Annotated in this window: 22 protein-coding genes; 18 read left to right on the plus strand and 4 right to left on the minus strand. The window is 28.6% G+C overall.

Going from position 1 to position 22,249, the window contains the following annotated elements:
- The first annotated feature begins 249 nt into the window (after nucleotides 1–249).
- From thrC to thiI, 6 genes are all read left to right on the plus strand, one after another.
- Nucleotides 250–1,725, plus strand: coding sequence for a threonine synthase (gene thrC, locus BLS77_RS13010; RefSeq protein ID WP_089970604.1), 1,476 nt, complete (start codon nucleotides 250–252; stop codon nucleotides 1,723–1,725).
- Nucleotides 1,712–2,608: a homoserine kinase gene (thrB, locus tag BLS77_RS13015; RefSeq protein ID WP_089970607.1), complete on the plus strand. Its 897-nt coding sequence runs from the start codon at nucleotides 1,712–1,714 to the stop codon at nucleotides 2,606–2,608. The genes thrC and thrB overlap by 14 nt, the downstream gene beginning before the upstream one ends.
- A complete protein-coding gene (locus BLS77_RS13020) occupies nucleotides 2,608–3,045 on the plus strand; it encodes an ACT domain-containing protein (protein ID WP_089970609.1) in 438 nt (145 codons plus the stop codon). Before thrB ends, BLS77_RS13020 begins: the two co-directional genes overlap by 1 nt.
- 180 nt (nucleotides 3,046–3,225) lie before the next feature.
- Nucleotides 3,226–4,749 carry a glycosyltransferase family 39 protein gene (locus BLS77_RS13025; RefSeq protein WP_089970612.1) on the plus strand — a complete coding sequence of 508 codons (1,524 nt, stop codon included), beginning with the start codon at nucleotides 3,226–3,228 and terminating at the stop codon, nucleotides 4,747–4,749.
- Nucleotides 4,750–4,925: 176 nt separating this feature from the next.
- A complete protein-coding gene (locus BLS77_RS13030; protein ID WP_089970615.1) occupies nucleotides 4,926–6,068 on the plus strand; it encodes a cysteine desulfurase family protein in 1,143 nt (380 codons plus the stop codon).
- Entirely contained in the window at nucleotides 6,068–7,222 is a 1,155-nt protein-coding gene (gene thiI, locus BLS77_RS13035; protein ID WP_089970618.1) for a tRNA uracil 4-sulfurtransferase ThiI, read from the plus strand. The genes BLS77_RS13030 and thiI overlap by 1 nt, the downstream gene beginning before the upstream one ends.
- Nucleotides 7,223–7,315: 93 nt before the next feature.
- On the opposite strand, the gene BLS77_RS13040 is transcribed toward thiI, so the two are convergent.
- Nucleotides 7,316–7,732 carry a hypothetical protein gene (locus BLS77_RS13040; protein ID WP_089970621.1) on the minus strand — a complete coding sequence of 139 codons (417 nt, stop codon included), beginning with the start codon at nucleotides 7,730–7,732 and terminating at the stop codon, nucleotides 7,316–7,318.
- 239 nt (nucleotides 7,733–7,971) lie between these two features.
- On the opposite strand from BLS77_RS13040, the gene BLS77_RS13045 reads away from it, so the two are divergent.
- Nucleotides 7,972–8,253, plus strand: a complete 282-nt coding sequence (locus tag BLS77_RS13045) for a hypothetical protein (RefSeq protein ID WP_242873988.1) — start codon at nucleotides 7,972–7,974, stop codon at nucleotides 8,251–8,253.
- 340 nt (nucleotides 8,254–8,593) lie between these two features.
- Complete coding sequence (locus BLS77_RS13050) at nucleotides 8,594–9,118, plus strand: hypothetical protein (protein WP_089970624.1); 525 nt, start codon at nucleotides 8,594–8,596, stop codon at nucleotides 9,116–9,118.
- 84 nt (nucleotides 9,119–9,202) lie between these two features.
- Here BLS77_RS13050 and nadC read toward each other — a convergent pair whose 3' ends face one another.
- Genes nadC through nadA form a run of 3 tightly spaced genes read right to left on the minus strand, consistent with a single transcriptional unit; the run spans nucleotide 9,203 to nucleotide 12,217 of the window.
- Nucleotides 9,203–10,042 (minus strand): carboxylating nicotinate-nucleotide diphosphorylase, encoded by an 840-nt coding sequence (gene nadC, locus BLS77_RS13055; RefSeq protein ID WP_089970627.1) that lies wholly within the window; start codon nucleotides 10,040–10,042, stop codon nucleotides 9,203–9,205.
- A complete protein-coding gene (locus BLS77_RS13060; protein WP_089970630.1) occupies nucleotides 10,020–11,306 on the minus strand; it encodes an L-aspartate oxidase in 1,287 nt (428 codons plus the stop codon). The genes nadC and BLS77_RS13060 overlap by 23 nt, the downstream gene beginning before the upstream one ends.
- Nucleotides 11,307–11,308: 2 nt before the next feature.
- Entirely contained in the window at nucleotides 11,309–12,217 is a 909-nt protein-coding gene (gene nadA / locus BLS77_RS13065) for a quinolinate synthase NadA (protein ID WP_089970633.1), read from the minus strand.
- Between the two features lie 290 nt (nucleotides 12,218–12,507).
- Here nadA and BLS77_RS13070 point away from each other — a divergent pair, with 290 nt between their 5' ends.
- The 10 genes from BLS77_RS13070 to spoVAE all read left to right on the plus strand — a co-directional run bounded on the left by BLS77_RS13070 (nucleotide 12,508) and on the right by spoVAE (nucleotide 22,111).
- Nucleotides 12,508–13,458 carry a DUF4003 family protein gene (locus tag BLS77_RS13070; protein ID WP_089970636.1) on the plus strand — a complete coding sequence of 317 codons (951 nt, stop codon included), beginning with the start codon at nucleotides 12,508–12,510 and terminating at the stop codon, nucleotides 13,456–13,458.
- A 73-nt stretch (nucleotides 13,459–13,531) separates the two neighbouring features.
- Nucleotides 13,532–14,578, plus strand: coding sequence for a DNA polymerase IV (locus tag BLS77_RS13075; RefSeq protein WP_089970639.1), 1,047 nt, complete (start codon nucleotides 13,532–13,534; stop codon nucleotides 14,576–14,578).
- 77 nt (nucleotides 14,579–14,655) lie between these two features.
- Nucleotides 14,656–15,330 (plus strand): deoxyribose-phosphate aldolase, encoded by a 675-nt coding sequence (deoC, locus tag BLS77_RS13080; RefSeq protein WP_089970641.1) that lies wholly within the window; start codon nucleotides 14,656–14,658, stop codon nucleotides 15,328–15,330.
- Nucleotides 15,331–15,717: 387 nt separating this feature from the next.
- Complete coding sequence (locus BLS77_RS13085; RefSeq protein ID WP_089970642.1) at nucleotides 15,718–18,036, plus strand: AAA family ATPase; 2,319 nt, start codon at nucleotides 15,718–15,720, stop codon at nucleotides 18,034–18,036.
- A 241-nt stretch (nucleotides 18,037–18,277) separates the two neighbouring features.
- Nucleotides 18,278–18,613, plus strand: coding sequence for an anti-sigma F factor antagonist (gene spoIIAA, locus BLS77_RS13090; protein ID WP_089970645.1), 336 nt, complete (start codon nucleotides 18,278–18,280; stop codon nucleotides 18,611–18,613).
- A 14-nt stretch (nucleotides 18,614–18,627) separates the two neighbouring features.
- Nucleotides 18,628–19,059, plus strand: coding sequence for an anti-sigma F factor (gene spoIIAB, locus BLS77_RS13095; RefSeq protein ID WP_089970649.1), 432 nt, complete (start codon nucleotides 18,628–18,630; stop codon nucleotides 19,057–19,059).
- Nucleotides 19,060–19,070: 11 nt separating this feature from the next.
- Entirely contained in the window at nucleotides 19,071–19,826 is a 756-nt protein-coding gene (gene sigF, locus BLS77_RS13100) for an RNA polymerase sporulation sigma factor SigF (protein WP_089970652.1), read from the plus strand.
- Between the two features lie 228 nt (nucleotides 19,827–20,054).
- On the plus strand, nucleotides 20,055–20,516 hold the full coding sequence (gene spoVAC / locus BLS77_RS13105; protein WP_089970655.1) for a stage V sporulation protein AC: 462 nt from the start codon (nucleotides 20,055–20,057) through the stop codon (nucleotides 20,514–20,516).
- 120 nt (nucleotides 20,517–20,636) lie between these two features.
- On the plus strand, nucleotides 20,637–21,680 hold the full coding sequence (gene spoVAD / locus BLS77_RS13110) for a stage V sporulation protein AD (protein WP_089970659.1): 1,044 nt from the start codon (nucleotides 20,637–20,639) through the stop codon (nucleotides 21,678–21,680).
- A gap of 74 nt (nucleotides 21,681–21,754) precedes the next feature.
- Nucleotides 21,755–22,111 (plus strand): stage V sporulation protein AE, encoded by a 357-nt coding sequence (spoVAE, locus tag BLS77_RS13115; protein ID WP_089970662.1) that lies wholly within the window; start codon nucleotides 21,755–21,757, stop codon nucleotides 22,109–22,111.
- Nucleotides 22,112–22,249 lie beyond the last annotated feature (138 nt).

The raw sequence follows: 22,249 nt of genomic DNA on the forward strand, positions 1-22,249 counted from the left end.
AGTAAAAAAATATACTTTTATCACTCTTATTTAATTTAGAAATTAAATAAGACACTTTAAAAAAGATTAATTGGCTAGTATATTATTTTCTTTTAGTGCCATAAATAGGGAAAAAACTAATATTTTTAAAAATAAATTGTGTTTCTGTGAAAAACACTTGTGCACAAATAAAAGACATGATAATATAATATAATAGGATGGAAAATAAAAGAATAGATGTAAAAATCAAAAAAAACTTGGGGTGGGTATATGAGATTTATTAGCACAAGAGGAGCTGAAAAAGACATTTTATCCGCAAGAGCAATTATAAATGGAATTGCTAGTGATGGAGGTCTATATGTTCCTGAAAAATTCCCTAGAATTTATGAAAAAATAAAAAATAGAACAAATATTTGTTATGAAGATTTAGCTAATGAAATAATAAGTAAGTTTTTCACAGATATAAAAAAAGAGGAACTAAAAAAAGCTATAGATGAAGCCTATAAAGGTAAATTTCAGGTTAAAGAAGAGAAAAGTTTTCTAGAGCTTTATCATGGACCAACCTCTGCATTTAAAGATGCCGCATTACTATTTCTTCCACAAATAATGAAGAGGGCTAAAAAAAATTGTAGTGTTGAAGAAGAAATAGTAATTTTAACAGCTACTTCTGGGGATACTGGAAAGGCAGCTCTTGAGGGGTTCAAAAATGTAGAAGGTTTTAAAGTTGTAGTTTACTATCCTGAAAATGGAGTTAGTGAAGTGCAAAAGCAGCAAATGGTTACTCAAGAAGGGAAAAATCTAAAAGTTATAGGCATTAATGGAAATTTTGATAATGCGCAAACTGGGGTAAAGAAAATCTTAGGAGATAAAAATTTTAGAGAACAGTTAAAAGATAAGGGGCATATAATATCTTCTGCAAACTCTATTAATATTGGTAGATTAATACCACAAATAGTATATTATTTCTACGGATATTTACAATTAGTCAATAAGCAAAAAATAAAAGAGGGCGATAAAATAAATGTAGTAGTTCCAACAGGAAACTTTGGAAATATATTAGCTGCATATTATGCTAGGGAAATGGGCCTTCCTATAGCTAAGTTTATATGTGCATCTAATGAAAATAAAGTGTTAACAGATTTCTTTAAAACTTCAGTATATGACAAACGTCGTGAACTTAAACTTACGGAATCACCGTCAATGGACATTCTAGTTTCATCTAATTTAGAAAGATTATTATTTGAAGCCAGTAATAGAAATTGTGAGGAAGTTAAAAATTTAATGGATTCATTAAATAATGATGGAATATATACTGTTAAAGAAAATTATAAAGAATTTTTAAAAGATTTTTATGGAGAATATGCAACTAAGGATGAAGTTTATACTGCTATAAGAAGCGTATATGAGGTTGAAGGATATTTAATGGATACTCATACAGCTGTTGCTTATGTAGTTAATCAAAAGTATGTAAAAGAAACAGGTGATAATACGCAATACCTATTAGTATCAACAGCTAGTCCTTATAAATTTCCAAGAAGTATTTGCACTGCACTAGGGCTAGATGTAGCGCAAATAAATGATTTCGAAGTTGTAAATAAGTTAAAGGAATATACAGGGGTGAATATTCCAACTAACTTACAAAAATTAGATAAAAAGCCTATTCTTCATAATGAGGTATGGGATAGTGGTAATATGAAAGAGGCATTACTTTCATATTTAAAAGGTAATAATAATGATAAGGGTTAGAGTTCCGGCTACATCAGCAAATATGGGGCCAGGATTTGATTCTTTAGGAATAGCTTTTGATTTATATAATGAGTATGAAATTTCCGAAGTAGATACTGGGCTAGTGTTTGAGGGAATTCCAGAAGAATTTTGTAACACAAAGAATATTATATATGAAGCTATGATGAAGTGTTTTGAAAAAGCTAATTATAAGGCTAAAGGTTTAAAAATAAAAGTAATTAAGCAGGGTGTACCAATATCAAGGGGGCTTGGATCAAGTTCTAGTTGTATTGTAGCGGGACTTGTTGCAGCAAACTGTATTGCGGAAAATAAATTTAGCAAAGATGAACTTTTCAATATTGGAGTAGAAATGGAAGGACATCCAGATAATGTGGCACCAGCTATGTTTGGAGATATGGTTGTGGCTATAATAGATAATGGAAGGTCTCTATATAATAAAGTTCATATAAAACCTGGAATTAGTTTTATTGGATTAATTCCAGATTTCAGATTATCAACAAAGGAAGCTAGAGAAATTTTGCCACGAGAAATATCCTTAAAGCAAGGAGTTTATAATGTAGGCAGAGCAGCTTTAATGGTTTCTTGTTTCTCAACTGGAAACTATGAGCTTTTGAAATATGCATGTGATGATATGTTTCATCAAAATTATAGAAGTAAATTAATTAATCATTATGATGAAGTATATAATAAATCATATGAACTTGGGGCAGTAGGTTGTTTTTTAAGTGGTGCAGGGCCAACTATTATGACTATGATAAAAGATGATAATAAAGATTTTTTAATAGGTATAAAAAAGTACTTAAAAAATAATAATATAAATTGGGATGTAGTAGAATTAAAAGTAGATAATCCTGGGGCTGTTATTTTAAAGGGAGAAAACTAATGAAGGATAATTATTTAGTAATTGATAAAAGAGTACTTGCAGATGTTTATGAAAAAGTAGTTAATGCTAAGAATCTTTTAAAAGATGGTAAAGTTAAGGATGTTACTGAAGCTGCTAAAACAGCTGGAATAAGTAGAAGCGTTTATTATAAATACAAAGATTTTGTTTTTGAATTTGCAGAAACATCTCAAGGGAAAAAAGTAACATTTAGCATGATTATAAAAGATAAAAAAGGTGTTTTGTCAGAAATATTAAATTATATATCTGAAGAAGGTGGAAACATTTTAACAATAAACCAAAGCATACCAATAAATGAAGCGGCAAGTCTAACATTAACAGTAGATATATCATCATTAGATGGAGATATAAAAACTTTACTTGAAGATTTAGCTAAAATACCAAATGTAGAAAAGGTGGATTTTATTGCTATGGAATAGCAAAGAGTAGCTTTGCTTAGAGGATAATTTAATTAGTTTAAATCTCTCTATGAGAGTTTTGATATTTTGCAAAAAAGGAAAGTAAAATACTTTTATAAGTGTTTTACTTTTCTTTTTATTATTATAAATAGGGATAAATATGGTATAATTAGATAAAGTTACAATAATCAAGGGGGAAATATGGATAAATTAAGTTGTAGTTTTTCTAAACTAATGAACAGAGGATTAAAAATTATAATGCCAGTACTTATTGCTTATTCAGTTATTTTAACAATAGCATCATATTTTTTAGTTACCTTATACTATGCCAATAAAGATAAGACAAGCTATATATTATTATTAATATTATCATTAATAATAACATTAGCTATTGGAGGGTTTATATTTTATGGGGTAAAAATAATTAACAAATGTTACATAAAAAATGATAATATAAAGTTAATAGGGATTCTTTTATTAATAGGATTTTTGTTTAGGTTTTTGTGGATATGCACAGTAAAAACATTACCTGCATCTGATTTTAGCTTGATATGGGACTTAGCCCCAAATGCTTTTAAGGGTGATTATTCGGCAATGCAAGGGACCTCATATATGGGCAGGTTTCCACATCTTATTATAACTATGCTTTATTTAGGGTATATTCAAATACTGTTTCCGAATCCATTATTTGTTGTGAAATTTATAAATGTTTTATTATCTATTGGATCGGCATATTTAATATATTTAATTATAAAAGAAATATTTAATGAAAAATATGGATTATATGCTTTGCTTATAGCTATAATATATCCTGCTTTTATAATGTACAACTCAGTTACCTGTTCTGAAAATATTGCAATGCCATTTTATATTTTAAGTATATATATTTTTATAAGAGTAATAAAAGGAAGTTTAAATAATAATTATTTATTATTATGTGGACTTTCACTATCTTTTGGAAATTTATTTAGAATGGTTGGGAGTGTAATTTTAGTAGCGTATATAATGTATTTAATAATATATAAAACAAAACAGAAATTGATAAGGTCTTTAGCTAAGATAATTATGGCCTATATATTACCACTAATATTAATTAGTAATATATTAGTATCCATGAAGGTTTCAGAGTACCAACTTTGGAATGGCTCTGAGCCTAAAATAACTTCTGTTTTAAAAGGAACAAATATTTTAGCTTTAGGAAGCTGGAATGAAGCAGATGCAGCAATTCCAGAAAAGTATAATTATGATAAAGAAAAGATATCGGAAGTTAGCAGGGAAATAATTAAAGAAAGATTAACGGGACCACCTGTTATAGTAGTAATAGCATTTTATTTTATAAAATATGCAGTTCTTTGGGGCAGTGGAGATTCCTTAGCATATCATTGGGCTACCTTAGATAGCGCTAATACAAATAAGGTAGCGGCTTATGCATATGCCGTAGTTCCAGGAACCCAATTGTTATTTTCAATTGTCCTAATTTTAATGTATATAGGATTATATGATAAGAAGAGAAATAAAGAGTTAGATTTAAGCTATTTAATTTATGGAGGATTTATTATTTTATATTTAATAACTGAAAAGCAAGTTAGATATGGGTATATTGTCTCTTTTTCATTCTTGATATGTGCTTTTAAGGGAGTAGAAGTATTAAGTATGAGGCAAAAAAATAAGCTTGTGAGCAAAGAAAATATTGAGTTAAATAAGGAAGGAAATATAGAAGTCTAGAAATAAATTAAGGCTACCATACTCATTTTGTATGGCAGTCTTAATTTATTAAAATACTTTATTAAATAATTAATTTCTGATATAGTATAAATACTATTAAACATAGTGAACTAATATGAATTAAATATTTAACATAATAGTCAGAGTTTTAATGACTTATAAGGAGAAAATAATATATGGAAATTTATTTTGATAATAGTGCGACAACTAAACCTTATGATGAAGTTATAAATGAAGTTTGTGTATCTATGAAAGAGTTTTTCGGAAACCCATCTTCGCTTCATAAATTAGGTGTTAAATCTGAAAAGAGACTTACTGAGTCTCGTGAATATTTAGCATCAACTATAAGCGCAAGTAAAGATGAAATATATTTTACATCAAGTGGAAGCGAAGCAAATAATTTAATGTTAAAGGGTTTACTTAAACCTGGACATCATTTAATCACCACTGCTTTTGAACATCAATCAATACTTAAAACTTGTATTGAATTAGAAGAAAAAGGTGTTGAAGTTACATATTTAGATGTAGATGAAAATGGAATGATTTCATTAGAGGATTTAAGGAAAAGCATATGTAAAAATACTGTTTTAGTATCAATTATGCACGTAAATAATGAAATTGGATCAATTCAAAATATAGAGGAAATTGGAAAATTAATAAAAGAAACAAGCAGTAGGGCAAAATTTCACGTAGATGCAGTTCAATCATATGGAAAGTTACCTATTGATGTTAAAAAAATGAATATAGACATGTTATCTGTAACAGCTCATAAAATACATGGACCTAAGGGTATAGGCTTTTGTTATTTAAAAAAAGGTTTAGTTTTAAACTCTTTAATAAAAGGTGGAAGTCAGGAAAAGGGCATGAGAGCAGGGACAGAAAATTTACCTGCAATAATGGGACTTCAAAAGGCAGCAGAAATTACTATATCAGGGCGTGATGAAAATTATAATAAGGCTTGGGCTTTAAAAGGATACATGATAGAAAAACTAGAGGGAATTAAAGATATAAGAATTAATAGTCCGATAACAAATGATTATTCACCTTATATATTAAATGTTTCTTTTAGAGGAGTAAGGGCAGAGACATTACTTCATTTATTAGAATCAGAAGATATTTATGTTTCAACAGGTTCTGCATGTACTTCAAAAACTAGTGTAGTACATGGTAGTTATGTTATTAAATCCTTAAAATTATCAAATAAAGATATAGAAAGTGCAATAAGATTTTCATTTAGTGGAGAAAATACAAAAGAAGAAATAGATAAAACAATAGAAGTGTTACAAAAATCATTAATGTTTTTAAGGAGAGGTAAATAATGAATAGATTAATATTAGTAAAATACGCATCAGAAATATTTTTAAAAGGGCAAAATAGGGGGAAGTTTGAAAAGCAGTTAAGAAATAATATTAAATTAAAATTAAAAGGATTAGACTTTAAGATAATTTCAGATCAAGGAAGATATTTTATAGAAGCTGAAAATATTGAAGAAGCAGCAGATAGAGTAAGAAGAGTATTTGGAATTGCAGAAGTATGTATAGTAACAGTTATTGAAAGAGATATGCAAGCAATAAAAGAAGAATCTTTAAGAAAGGTTATAGAAGCTAACCAAAAAACTTTCAAAATAGAAACTAATAGAGCAAATAAGTTATTCCAAACTGATTCGCTTGGAACATCAAGAGAAGTTGGAGGATATGTATTAAATAACTTCCAAGGAGAATTAAAAGTAGATGTTAAGAACCCAGAATGTAGAGTGAATATTGAAATTAGAGAAAAAGTTTATATATATACAAATAAGGACAAAATTAAGGGTGCAGGTGGGCTTCCCTACGGAATGAATGGTAGTACTATGCTTATGTTATCAGGAGGCTTAGATTCGCCAGTTGCAGGGTATCAAATGGCAAGACGTGGAGTTGAACTTCATTGTGTATATTATCATAGTCACCCATATACATCAGAAAGAGCTAAGGATAAAGTAAAAGATTTAGCAAAAATACTTTCAAGCTACACAGAAAAAGTTAATTTATACGTAGTTCCATTTACAGAAATACAAATGGAGATTATGGATAAGTGTAGAGAAGATGAACTTACAATTATAATGAGAAGATTTATGATGAGAATAGCTTGCGGAGTTGCTGAAAAAAATGGAGTCCAATCAGTTTGTTCTGGGGAAAGTATAGGCCAAGTTGCAAGTCAAACAATGGAAGGGTTAATAGTAAGTGATGATTGTGCTGATAGACCTGCATTTAGACCATTAATTGCAATGGATAAAGAGGATATTATTAAGGTTGCAAGGGAAATAGGAACTTTTGAGACTTCGATTTTACCTTATGAAGATTGTTGCACTATATTTGTTCCAAAGCACCCAAAAATTAAGCCAAAGCTTGAATTAATTAGAAAGTCAGAATCAGTATTAGCAATAGATGAATTAGTAGAAAAGGCTATTAATGATATGGAACTATTCAAATTTTAATAAAGCATTTTTGGGGAGATAACTAAGAATCCTAAAAAATAAAAAGCCAGTCAAAATTTTGACTGGCTTTTTTAAGATAAAGCTAGATAAAATTTATCTAGCTTTCATTTTCGTTGCTTGTTGTCTAGCTTTTTTTAGTTGGCTATGATCAAAGGGTTGAAGATCTTTTTTAGTTGTTAAGTTTGCTATATTTGAAGCTATTATAACCTCACTATGCTCTTTACCTTTTTCACCACTAAGACCCATAATTATTAATTTGTGACCTGGTTTTATGTCTATAAATTCTGGCTTTTTGAACCATCTTTTCTTTCTATATGCGCATTTAATTATTTGTTTTCCTTGATCTGGCTTTAAAACTAGTGAAACAGCAATTGATCGTATAATTCCAAGAAAACTTTTTTCTTCGATTTTAACTGAAAGAACTGTACCATTAGCACTAGTCATTCTATCTCCATATTTTTGTATATATGCATCACTAAAATGCTTAGTCATTTTATCTTTGAAACCCATACTAAAAACTCCTTTTTTTATAAAATAAAAATTTAAATTATAAATATAATAACAATAAATATTATAACATACTTTATAGGGATATAAAATGTTTAATTAATAGATTAATCACACTATTGCTGAAACAATGAAATAGTTTACTATTATATATATTAAACTATTTTATTAAATCTATTTTTAGTATAATTAGTGGGTGAATAACAAATGCTAAAATATCTAATTAAAGAGGAGTTTTTATAATGGAAATGAATATAAAGTTTGATGAAAAAACAAAAATTGGATTATTAAATTTAATTGAAAGTAGTAGTGCGGATTATGCAAGAATTAAAGTTGTAGGAAATGGTTGTGGAAAGCCAGCATATAATATTTATTCTAGTTTTAAAGGAGATAATGATATAACAGTAATTATAAATGATATAAAATTTGTAATTTCAAAGGAAGATAAAAAATTATGTTCAAATATAGAAATTAAATATGATAAAGAAGTTTATAATAATGGATTTTATGTAAAAATGATATAATCCATTTTAAAAAAATTAGCCATATACATGTAAAATAGAAGGGTTGTTCTAATAAATTTCTAAATTAGAAAGAAATATTGAAAATTAAATATCAGAAAAATTATATTAGCATAGTATGGAGTATATAAACTAAACTTTAAGGAATCGTAAAATAAATAACTAGTCAAAGATTATTAGGCTTTTTGTACTATGGCAAGGAAGTAAAGGCAATTAATATTGTTATTATTAGCTATATTTACTGACGAAGCATAGTGTGACACCAAAGGTGGGCAGTGCCAAAAGATAATAATACTACCTAGTTAGTTATTTGGATCCCTAAGATGAAATAGGGGGCAGAATTATGAAAGTATGTTTAAAAAGAATTGCTCATTGTGAAGGTACACCCGCTAAGTATAATATGATTTTTAACTGTTGTAGCCGTGCAGAAGCACAAAGAATAAGGAATACTCTTCCAGTTTGTATGACTGATAGTGATAATGATATTATTGTTAATGTTATTGTTAAATTTAGTCGTGCCGTTATAAGTCCATTTGGATGTGAAAGTTTTGGACCTATATCTCTTTCAAATTTAAGACCAGTCAAAACAAGTGAAGGTTGTAAACCTAAGAAATTTTGCGTGATTGTAACTTCGAATAATCCTCGTACATCACAAATTTTATGCAGATTCCCAAAAATATTTATTTGTGATGAAGATAAAACTATAAAAATAACTTTCGTTTTTAATAAAAAAAGAAGTTGTAGATTTTGTTCTTCTCGCAACTGTAGATCAAATAATAGATTTAGATCAAATAATGGATGTAGAGTAGGTAGAAGATGTGGATGCGGCTGTGGATTGGAATGGTTATTATTACTTTTCTTATTCTAATGTACAGTAGATAGTTATCTCTAAAGAATAAAAACTGCTAAGAATTCATCTTAGCAGTTTTTAGTTTAGAAATTTTTAAAAAAATTATAATTTAGATAAGTTTTTAAGACTTATATCTAGAACTTTAAATGAATGAGTTAAAGAACCACTTGATATATAGTCAACACCACACTCTGCATAAGAACATACTGTTTCAAGGGTTATATTTCCGGAGCACTCAATTAATGCCTTTTTATCTATTAACAGAACCATTTCTTTAACCATTTTAGGCGACATATTATCCAACATTATTATATCAACGCCAGAGGCTAGAGCTTCTAAAACATCTTCTTTAGTTTCAGTTTCAACTTCTATTTTTCTTACAAATGAACAGTTTTCTTTTGCAAGGGAAACCGCATTAGTTATACTACCGGCATAACTAATATGATTATCTTTTATAAGTATTCCATCAGATAAAGAATATCTATGATTTTTTCCTCCACCAATTTTCACTGCATATTTTTCAATAATTCTAAGCAAAGGAGTCGTTTTTCGAGTATCAAGAATTTCAGTTTTAAATCCTTCTAAAATATCAGAATATTTTTTTGTTAAAGTAGCTATTCCACTCATTCTTTGTATTAAGTTCAAAGCTACCCTCTCACCAATTAATATGTTTTTTGCATTTCCTTTTAAAATACCTATCTCATCGCCACAGATTAAAGGGGTTCCTTCTTTAATAAAAGGAGTAAACTCAACATTACCTAGTAGATGAAAAACACGGCTAAATACAGGCAAACCGCATAATATACCATCTTCCTTACAAATTACTGTAGCTTGTGCTATTTCATCATCAGTTACAATACAAGAGGTTGTAATATCACCAAAAGGGACATCCTCTTTAAGTGAATTTAAAATTATATCATCAATAATTAAATAGTTTAGCATATCTATTATCCGCCTTTCTTTTTAAAAAATTAACAAAATTTATGTTTATTTCATTTGAATAGTTTAAAGAGTTAATCACATGAGTAGGGAAGTCTTCTTTAATGATATTTTCATTAATATCACTAGCACAATTATTGCCAAAAACAATAGCCTCTAGCAATGAATTACTAGCGAGTCTATTTGATCCATGGATTCCAGTACAACTAACTTCACCTATTGCATATAGCGAATCTAATGAAGTTCTTGAATTAAGATTAACAAGTATTCCACCCATAAAATAATGATGAGCAGGGGATACTGGGAGAAAATCACGTTCCATAGAATAGCCCCTCTTTAAACATTCATTATAAAGAAATGGGAATCTATTAATTAAATATTCCTTAGGAAATATAGTCATATTTAAATAAGTAAATGGAGTATTAGGTGTTTTAGATATTTCTTTCAAAATTGCAGATGATACTATATGTCTTGAGTTAAGAGGATCTACAAAATGTTCTCCTTTAGTATTAATAAGTAATCCACCTTCGCCTCTAAGGGATTCGGAAAGCAAAAGTCGTCTACCTTTTATAGTAGGCTCGTATAAAACTGTTGGATGGAGTTGTAGATAGTTCATGTCCTTTAATTTAATATTATGCCTTAAAGCAATAGATAATCCATCACCAGTTAATGATTCGATATTAGTAGAAGAATTAAATAATCCACCTATCCCACCAGTTGCCATAATTGTGAACTTTGAATAGATATATATACTATGGAAATTCTGATTAAATAATCCACCAATACATTTCTTATCATCTATAATATCTAATAATTTTGTGTTTTCTAAAATAGTGATATTTTTTCTTTTAGATACTTCTTTTAGTAAACATTCCATAATAGCTTTTCCAGTTTCATCTTTAATGTGCATAATTCTAGAGCAACTATGACCACCTTCTTTTGTATAGTGGTATTTATTATTTTCTTTGTCAAAGCACACGCCAAAGGAAATAAGTTTTTGTATAACACTTGAAGATTCTTTAGCTAAAACATTAAGTGCAGAAATATCATTTTTATAATTACCTGCAGTTAAAGTGTCATTTATAAATAAAGGAATATCTTCTGAATTTAATGCTATAGAAATACCACCTTGAGCCAAATAACTGTTACAATCTCGTACCCTATCTTTAGTAACTAATATGATATTAATATTGTCCTTTAAATTTAATGCGGTGAATAGCCCGGAAATACCTGTTCCAATAATTAAAACATCAGTATTTTTAATCATAATTATTTAGAAGAAAGCCTGTGCATATTTTCTAATGATTTAAGAGCTTTAACTCGTAAACCTTCATGAAGAATAATTTCATACTCTTCATTTAATAAACAGGTATATAAATTTTCCAGGGTTATTTTTTTCATATTAGGACAAATCATTCCAGTAGTTGTTTTAATAAATGTTTTACTTGGACTTTTAAGTTTCATTTTATATAAAACACCTTCTTCGGTAACAACAATGAAACCTTTAAAAGGGGATGAAGCACTATAATTTATAAGTTCGGATGTGCTACCGATAAAATCGGCTAGATCACGAACTCCTTTATTACATTCTGGATGTACTAAAACTTTAAAGTCTCTATATTTATTTTTTAAATTTACTATTTCTTCTTTGTCAATTCTTTCATGAGTGGGACAGAAGCCATTATAAAGTATAAATTTTTTGTTTGGATTTTGTTCTTGTAAATATTCACCAAGATTTCTATCTGGTAAGAAAATTATTTCCTCTTCATCAATATTTGCTAATATATTTTTAGCAGATGAAGAAGTAACACAAACATCAGAAACTGCTTTAATATCTAAATTAGAATTTATATAAGTAACAATTTTTGCATTAGGATGCTTGTCTTTTAAAATTTCAAGCTTTTCTAATGATGCCATGTCGGCCATAGGACAGGTTGTCTCATTAGAGGGAATAAGGATTTTTTTATTTGGAGAAAGTATTTTCGCACTTTCAGCCATAAATTGAACTCCACAAAAAACAATTAAGTCATTGGTACTTTCTAATGCTTTTTTACTTAAAAAGTAGGAATCGCCTACAATATCAGCAATTTCTTGAATTTCATCTAATTCATATAAGTGAGATAGTATTAGTGCATTTTTTTCAACTTTTAATTTTAATATATCTTCTTTTAATGTCATGTTTACACTACCTTTCATAAAAAATTTACAGGTGTATATACACTAAGTATAACACCAGGAATTTTACTATTCAATATAGTTAAAAATAAAAAAACAATTGTTAAAAATTTGTTATGAAATTGACACAAATATTATAGTATAATATAAGGGAGCTTGAAAAAATAACTAGTAAGATTCTAAGCTATGGTTATTCCACTAGCACAAGATATCCTATGAATCTTTGACTTGTTATTTTAATTCAGCTCCTAGAGAACAAATAATATGCTGAAAAGTAAAAGTGAGGGAAAGTTATGGAAAATTTTCTCCATGAGAGAATTGAATTGACGGTAAAAAATTATAGAGAAGCAAGAGAGTTTTTAAGAAATGATGGGGACCTGTTAAATCATTATGCCTCATTAGTCTATGCTCATTATGAAAAAGAAATTCCAGAAGACAGGGTAAAAGAAATAAGAAAATATATTAAAGCTACATCCTCAAGAATATCACCATTTAGAGGAGATATGTTATATATACTTTCTTTATTAATAGCGGTAGATAATTTAGATGAAAAAGAAATTATTGATGATATATATGAAATAATGGACTTGCTAGTTCAAGAAGGTTTTAATGAGTGCGATCATTTAGCACTAACAGCTTTTGTAATAGCGAAATATGGTAAAAACAAAAATAAAATTGAGGTTATTAAGAAAACAAAAGAAGTTTTCTATCTACTAAAAGAAAAATACTATAATATAACTAAAGAGGATGATTATTTAGTTTGTGCTCTTTGGGCATTAAATGATATAGATGTAGAGACTATTGATGAATTTATAGATACTGTATTTAATCAAATAGGAAAGCTTAATATAAAATCGAAAAATGGAGTACAGGGATTAGCTAATGCAATAATATTAAATGGTTCTTCAGGAGATATGTATAGAACTATGGAATTTATACTTCAGTTGGAGAAAAGAGAAATAAAGCTAGCACATCAGTTTTTACCATTACTTGGTGTGCTATCTAATGTTACACCAAGAAAATATGCAGATATGGTAGAAGGTGTAATAGAAGATCTTTGTGAGAAAGAATATGAATATGAATATTATATGGACAAAGGCTTTAGAACAATTATTGCTATTGTAATAGTTTCATTTTGTGCAGTTTCAGAAAAAAAAAGATATATAGATGAATTACTAGGACATGGAGTGTATTGTTTTATAAAATCTAAAAACAAAGGGGTTTTCTCTGAAGTTTTAGTGTAAGGGGCATGAAAATAAATAACAAATAAGAATTTTTGACTTGTTATTTTCTCTATTATGTCTAGGAGGTCAGAAAATGGACAAAATTATTTTGCATGTAGATATGGATGCTTTTTTTGCTGCTGTAGAGCAAAGAGATAATCCAAAGCTAAGAGGAGAGCCAGTTATAGTTGGTGGAATAAGTGAACGGGGAGTTGTATCTACTTGTTCTTATGAAGCTAGGAAATATGGAATTCATTCAGCCATGCCAATTTTTATAGCTCAAAAACTTTGTCCAAATGGAATATATGTACTCACTAGATATAGTAGATATAAAGAAATATCATTAAAAATATTTGAAATATTAAGAGAGGTTACACCTTTGGTAGAACCTCTCTCTATTGATGAGGCATATTTAGATTTAAGTCAAAGTAACTTTAAAGATGGAATGGAAGCAGCACTCTTTATTAAAAAAAGAGTTTATAGAGAGTTAGGATTAACTATTTCAGTTGGAATATCTTATAATAAATTTTTAGCAAAGCTTGGATCAGATTGGAATAAACCAAATGGAATTATGGTAATTAATGAAGATATGATTCCGGATATACTATTACCATTATCTATTTCTAAAATATATGGATTAGGGGCTAAATCAGTAAAGAAATTAAATAATATGGGAATATTTTATATAAGAGATTTATATGAACTGCCAAAGAACTTCTATTTTGAATATTTAGGTAAGTGGGGCATGGAAATTTATGATAGGATTAGAGGAATTGATAAAAGAGAAGTTATTATAGAAAAAGATAGAAAATCTTATGGGAAAGAGAGAACTCTAAAAGTAGATACAGAGGATAAGGAAGAATTATTAATTTGTTTAAAAGATTTTTGTATTCAAATAAGTAATGATTTAATTATGAGAAGCTTAGAAGGAAGAACAATAACAGTAAAATATAAAAGTAGTGTTTTTGAAAGTCATACAAGAAGTAAAACACTAAATTATTATACAAATAAAGTTGAAGAATTTTATAAAGTATGTGAAGAAATAATAGAAGGGGAAGATTTTACTACTGGAATAAGGTTGATAGGGCTAACAATATCTTCATTTAAAGAAAATACAATAGAACAGCTTACACTATTCTAATTATAAGCCATATTGTTTAGTTACTTTTTTGAACATACTTTATAATTAAGAAGAAATCAAAAGAGGAGGTAATTTTTATGAATAAACAAGAATTAGCAAAAATGATAGATCATACTATATTAAAACCAGAGGCAACAGAGGCAGAAATAATGCAATTATGCAAGGAAGCGTTAGAATATGGGTTTGCATCAGTTTGTATTAACCCATCAATGGTGAAAAAAGCAGCTATAATATTAGAGGGTAGTGAAGTTAAGGTTTGTACAGTAATAGGTTTTCCTTTAGGTGCAACAACTACAGAGGTTAAAGTTTTTGAAACTAAGCAAACAATAGAAAATGGTGCAACTGAAGTTGATATGGTAATTAACATTGGTAAATTAAAAGAAAATAATTTAGAATATGTTAAAAATGATATAGCAGCAGTAGTAAATGCAGCAAAAGGAAAAGCTTTAACTAAGGTTATAATAGAAAGCTGTCTTTTAACGGATGAAGAAAAAGTAAAAGTTTGCGCTATTGCAAAAGAAGTAGGGGCAGACTTTGTTAAAACTTCAACTGGGTTCTCAAGTGGAGGAGCAACAAAAGAAGATATTAGATTAATGAGACAAACTGTTGGACCTGATATGGGAGTTAAAGCATCTGGTGGAGTTAGAAGTAATGAAGATGCTATGATAATGATAGAAAATGGAGCAACTAGAATTGGAGCTTCAGCATCAATTGCAATTTGTAATGGTACAAAATCAAACTCAAATTATTAAAAGAAGAGCAAGGAAAAAATAGACTAGAATCTGACTAGTTATTAAAAAACACCAGCGTGGAAGCTCTGGTGTTTTTTTGTCGTAAAATATGTGGTGAAAACTCTTAATAAACAATATCAAATAGTAACCTATAAAAGTATACTGATATTAATAATATTAAAGGTGGAATGTACATTTAATAATAAATAATAAGCGGAGTTGTAATGATTTAACTAATAGTGCATTAAATACTATTGAGACGCTTAAAAATTAATAGAGATACAGTTTTATTTTAAAAAATAATATCTAAAAGGGAAGGTTATGAATATTAATATAATATATTAATAAAAGAGGGGGGAACTGCTTCAAGAAAATTGTAGTAAATACGATTTTTAAGTGGGAATCAATATGAAAAGAGAGTTAACTCCAAAGGAAGTAATATTTAAAATAATATGCAATGAGGCTGAGGAAAAGAAGGAACGGATAATTCCTGAAATTCAAGATTCATATAAAAGAGTTGGTAGGGCGTTAAGTATAGAAAAGGACGGGTTCAATCTGTATGTAATAGATTCTTTTTCGAAAAATAAACTAAAACAGTTAATTAAATATATAAAGGAACAGTACAAAAAATTAGAACCTCCAAAGGATATTTGTTATGTAGTAGTAGAAGATGCGAAGAAACCTGAGGCTATTTTTGTAGAGAATGGAAAAGGAAAACAATTAAAAGAAACTGTAGAAAGTTTGAAGACTAAGTACCTTGAATTTGCAGAAGACTTTTATAATAGTTCATCAAATGAAAAGAAAGATAAGTTAATAGATGAAATTGAATCAAAAAGAACTAAATATATAAATGAACTTATGGATATGGCAAAGGTAGAAGGTTTTGATGTGAAAGCAAGTGCAAAAGGGTTTGCTTTTATACCCATAAATAATGGTGAAGCTTTAACAGAAGAACAATATGATGATTTAGACAAAGAAAAAAAAGAATCAATAAGTTTAAAAGCGGCTTCATTAAAGAAAAAGGCAGAGGGGATTTTAGATACACTAAAAGAAATAGAAGTTAGATATATAAAGAAACTTAAAAATATTTATAGTAAATTTTTAATCGTAGAAATGGAAGAGTATAAAGATAATGCTTTACTAGAATTCGTAAATGATGATGAGTCCTATGAATATTTAGAAAGACTATTCATAGAAATTGAAAAAGAAGTTGTAAATACCTATACCATGAGTATAGAAGACGATGAAGCTGGGCTTTATGAAATAATAAATAAATATGCTGTGAAAATTTTAGTGGATAATTCAATTAATCTTAGTCCAGTAGTTATATATGAGGAGGATCCAAGTATAAATAATTTAATGGGAAGCGTAGAGTATGAGAATAATAATGGGGTGTATACAACTGATATTTCATTAATTAATTCCGGATCTATGATTAGAGCAAATGAGGGCTGTATAATTATTAGAATAAGTTCCCTTGCCACGAGCCCATATAGTTATTACTATTTAAAGAAGGCATTAATGACGAATAAATTAAGCTATGATACCTCGAGAGTATATTCTGAGGTAGTATCAATTAATGGATTAAAGCCAAAACCAATACCAATTAAGTTAAAGGTAATATTAATTGGAGATTATGAAAGCTACGATACTCTTTATAATGCGGATGAAGATTTCAAAAAGCTATTTCCTCTAAGAGCAGAATTTACAGATATAGTAGAGATGAAGGATGAAGTTGTTTTTTATCTTAAAGATTATGTTAAAAATAGGATAAAAGAAAATAATATTAAAGAGATAGATGATGATGCAATAATGGAAGTCTTAAAATACCTTTGTAGAAGAGCAAATAGTAAGAGTAAAATAAATATAGATGATATTGATATTGATAAGTTAATTATATTAACAAATAACTACACCAAAGAAAGAGGTGGGGAAACAATATCAAAAGAAGATGTAACAGCTATTGCTTATGAAGAGGAAAAAGTTGAAGAAGAATATATGAAAATGTTTAAGGAAAATAAAATTCTTTTAAGTTTAAATGGTAAAAAGGTAGGATCTATAAATGCTCTTGCAGTTTTAGATACAGGTTATCATTCTTTTGGAAAACCTATGAGGGTGACATGTGTTGCATATAAAGGCACTGGAAGAATTGTAGACATTCAAAAAGAAAGTAATTTAAGTGGGAAAATACATGAAAAATCTATAAACATTTTAAAGGGTTTATTAAGTAGTATATTAGATCCATATGAATCAATGACTGTAGATTTTCATTTAAGTTTTGAACAAATATATGGGTTAATAGAGGGGGATAGTGCCTCAGTATCTGAAATGATATGTATATTATCAGCATTAAGTAAAAAAACAATTAGGCAAAATATATCAGTAACTGGATCACTTAATCAATTTGGAGAAGTGCAGCCAATTGGTGGAGTAAATGAAAAAATAGAAGGATTTTATAAAGTATGCAAGTTAGTTGATAACGTAAAAAACAAGGGCGTTTTAGTACCAAGCTCTAATAAGGATGAAATAATATTGAATTCAAAAATTGAGAAATCTATAGAAAATGGTGATTTTCATATATATACTATGGAAACCTTAAATGATGCAATAGAGGTGATGATATTAGAAGATGGAGAAACTATAGAAGATTTCTTTAAAACTATAAATGAAGAATTGAAAAAATATGAAGATAAAGATAAAGATAAAGATAAAGATAAAGATAAGTAATTTAATAAACTAAGATAAGGATATTAGAACTATAAGTTATTTAGTTTTAATATCCTTATTTTAAATAGGCGTATGGGAGGGTTGTGTTATTTTTTAGTATCTATTTTAAAAATATTTTCATATAAAGTTCTAAAAGTATTTGACTATGAATAAGTTAATATGTTAAAATGTGGAAAAGAAGGAAAAATATAAGGCGGGGAGGTGAATTGCTCTTAGAGAGAAATCTTTGGAGTAGTTTTATATGTATCTAAAGTTTGACAAAAGTGAAGACAAACTAATTGTTAGTTTAATAGGTGAATTAGATCATCATAGTTCAGAGGAAGTTAGAGTGAAAATAGACGATAGAATAGATAGAGATAATATAAAAAAAGTTGTGTTAAATTTTAATGAAGTTACATTTATGGATAGTTCAGGTATTGGTGTTGTTATAGGAAGGTTTAAAAAAATGCAAGGTAGATCTGGAAAAATTTGTGTCGCTGATGTAAGTAGAAATGCAAATAAAGTTTTTGAACTTTCAGGACTATATAAAATTATAGATGCTTATAGCAGTGTAGATGAAGCAGTAAGATGCATTTAATGGAGGGTTTAGAAATGGAAGATAATAAAGTAAGTATTGAATTTTGCTCAATATCCCAAAATGAAGGGTTTGCAAGAGTTGCAGTGGCAGCATTTGTAGCTCAATTAGACCCAACTGTAGAAGAAATTACAGATGTAAAAACTTCTGTTTCAGAAGCAGTAACAAATTCTATAATTCATGGTTATGAAAATAGAAAAGAGGGAATAATCAAAATAGAGGCAAGTATTACTGGTAATGAAATAACAATTATTATTAGTGATAAAGGTAAAGGTATACCAGATATAGACCAAGCAATGGAACCTCTATACACTTCTAGACCTGATCTTGAAAGATCTGGTATGGGGTTTACAGTGATGGAAACATTTATGGATGATTTAGAAGTTAGTAGTAAAGACGGACAAGGAACTAGAATTGTAATGAAGAAGAAATTCAATTCAGTAAGTTAGGTGAAAAAAATATGGAAAATATAAATGTAAAAAAAGAGGAATATAATTATGAAGATAATTCAAAATTAATACCTCTAGCAAAGGCTGGAGACGGAAAAGCTATGAATAGGGTTATTGAAATGAACCTACCTTTAGTATCATCTATAAGTAAAAAGTTTCTTAATAGGGGATATGACTATGAGGATATATTTCAAATTGGCTCTATAGGTCTAGTAAAAGCAATAAAAAACTTTGACCCATCCTTTAATGTTAAATTTTCAACATATGCAGTTCCAATGATTATCGGAGAAATAAAGAGATTTATAAGAGATGATGGTATTATTAAAGTAAGTAGAACTGTAAAAAGCTTAGCAAGAAAAATACACTTTGATAAGGAACAATTGACAAAAGACCTAGGACGGGATCCTACAATAGAAGAAATTTCAAAATACTCTCAAATAGCTAAGGAAGATATAGTGTTTGCAATAGAAGCATCTACAGGCGTACACTATCTTTATGATACTATACATCAAGATGATGGAGCACCAGTTCTTTTAATAGATAAATTAAGTGAAAAAGGTGTAGAAGATACCGAAATGATAGATAGAATAGCACTAAAGGAAGCTTTAAGAAGTTTAGATACAAAATCAAGACAAATAATAATGCTTAGGTACTTCAAGGATAAAACTCAGGTACAAGTTGCAAAATTATTAGGTATTAGTCAGGTACAAGTATCTAGAATAGAAAAAAAAGTTTTAGTTGTTATGAGGAAAAAGTTAGAAGAATAATTAAAAGGCTTTTTGATAAGTCATCTTCAAAAAAATAACAAGCCAATATGAATAGAACATTGGCTTGTTATTTTTTTTAGATGACTAAAATAATCAAAAAGCCTTTTTGCATATAAATACCAGTTTTAATTTGGTTTTTTTAGAGATAATAAATATATAAAGCATATTTAAAGAATCTTTGGTTCGTTATTTATTTTACAATGACTAAAAGAATAAGGAGTGAAAGAAGTGGCTAATAAAGAACAGAAAATAGTTAAAAAATTTGAAAGTATTACAAAAGCTGCAGTGCCAAAACCTAAAATTGCTAAAAACTGTGTATTAGCTTTTTTAGTTGGGGGAGCAATATGTACAATTGCCCAGATATTTCAATTTATATTAGTCAAATACGGTAGTCCAGAAGAAGAAGCAAGAGGCGTAGTATCTATTATAATGATACTACTAGGAGCATTATTAACAGGAGTAGGAATATATGATAAAATTGCTGCTTTTGGAGGAGCAGGTACAGTTGTGCCTATTACTGGATTCTCTAATGCAATTGTATCTCCAGCAATGGAATTTAAAAAAGAAGGATTTGTATTTGGAGTGGCATCAAAGATGTTTACAATTGCAGGTCCAGTTTTAGTATATGGAATCGGAAGTTCTGTAATAGTTGGTATTATATACTTCTTAATCCAAAGATTTATGGGTTAGTAAGGGATCATAAATGAAATTGTATTGAAAAAATCATTAATATAAAAGGTATATGGAGGATAATTTTTCTAAAGAGGATTATATAAAAACATTAGATAGAGAGGACAAGGTGAAGACTTTATGAAAAATAAAACTAAAAAGGTTGGGAAACATACTATAAAGTTCGATAACCCACCAAAAATCATTTCTACATATTCAATAGTTGGACCAAAGGAAGGCCAAGGACCGCTTAAAACTTATTTTGATGAAATTTTAAGTGATGATACTTGTGGAAAAGATAGTTTTGAAAAAGCTGAAAGTGATATGATGCATACAGCTATAAAAAGTGCTATTGAAAGGGTGAAACTAAAGGAAGAAAATATAGATTATTTGTTTGCGGGAGATTTATTAAATCAAATTACTTCATCAACTTTTGCGGCAAGACAATTAAATATACCTTTCTTTGGACTATATGGAGCTTGTTCTACTATGGCAGAATCATTAAGTATAGCAGCAATGTTTATAGATGGAGATTTTGCAACAAATGTAGTTGCATCTACTTCATCACATTTTAGTTCATCGGAAAGACAATTTAGATTTCCATTAGAATATGGATGTCAAAGATGTGGAACTTGTCAATGGACAGTTACAGGATCTGGAGCAATGGTACTGTCAAAGGAAGGGAATTTTCCAGGGATTACTTATGTCACAACAGGAGTAGTTAAGGATTATGGAGTAAAAGATGTTAATAATATGGGAGCTGCAATGGCGCCTGCAGCTGTTGACACTATTTATAGACACTTTCAAGATACTGGAAGAAAACCTGATTATTATGATGTTATAGCAACGGGGGACTTGGGAAGAGTAGGCAAAGAAATAACATCAAAATTATTAAATGAATATGGATGTGATATAAGAGCTAATTATGTGGATTGTGGAGATATAATTTTTGATGAGAAAGTTCAAAAAACAGATGCTGGTGGTAGTGGATGTGGATGCTCTGCAGTTGTAATGGCAGGATATTTTTATAAAAAACTTATGAGAAAAGAAATTACAACTATGCTTTTGATTTCTACAGGTGCATTAATGAGTACTACATCATCACTTCAAGGAGAAAGTATCCCAGGAATAGCTCATGCAGTTGCAATAGAATTTAAGGATGATTATTCACCTTTAAAAAAATAACTAGTCAATTATATTAAACAGTAGACTATTAATTTTTTTATGATTAAAGCTAATAATTAAAGGATGTGAATAAAATGGAATTTTTTTATGCATTTGTAATAGGTGGAGCCATATGTGTAATAGGACAAATATTAATGGATACAACTAAGTTAACTCCAGCTAGAATTCTTGTGCTTTTTGTAACAATGGGAGTAGCTCTTGGAGCTTTTGGGCTTTATGACAAGGTAATTGAAATTGGTGGGTCTGGAGCTACTATACCTTTAATTGGATTCGGAAATTCACTTGCTAAAGGTGCAATTAAAGCAGTAAATGAAAATGGTTTAGTTGGGGCTTTTACAGGGGGAATTACAGCAACAGCAGGTGGAATTACAGCAGCAATTGTATTTGGATATTTAATGGCAGTAATATTTACACCAAAAACTAAATCATGATTTATAGACTATAATATGACTAGTTATTTTTTTGAAGGTCCTTTAGGTGCTAAGAGTTTTATTCTTAGCACCTTTTTTTCATAGCTTTTATAGATTAGACATAAGGTGCTTTTAAAAAAATATATATTGATTTGATGG

It is taken from the genome of Clostridium gasigenes, assembly GCF_900104115.1.
Taxonomy (GTDB): Bacteria; Bacillota; Clostridia; order Clostridiales; family Clostridiaceae; genus Clostridium; species Clostridium gasigenes.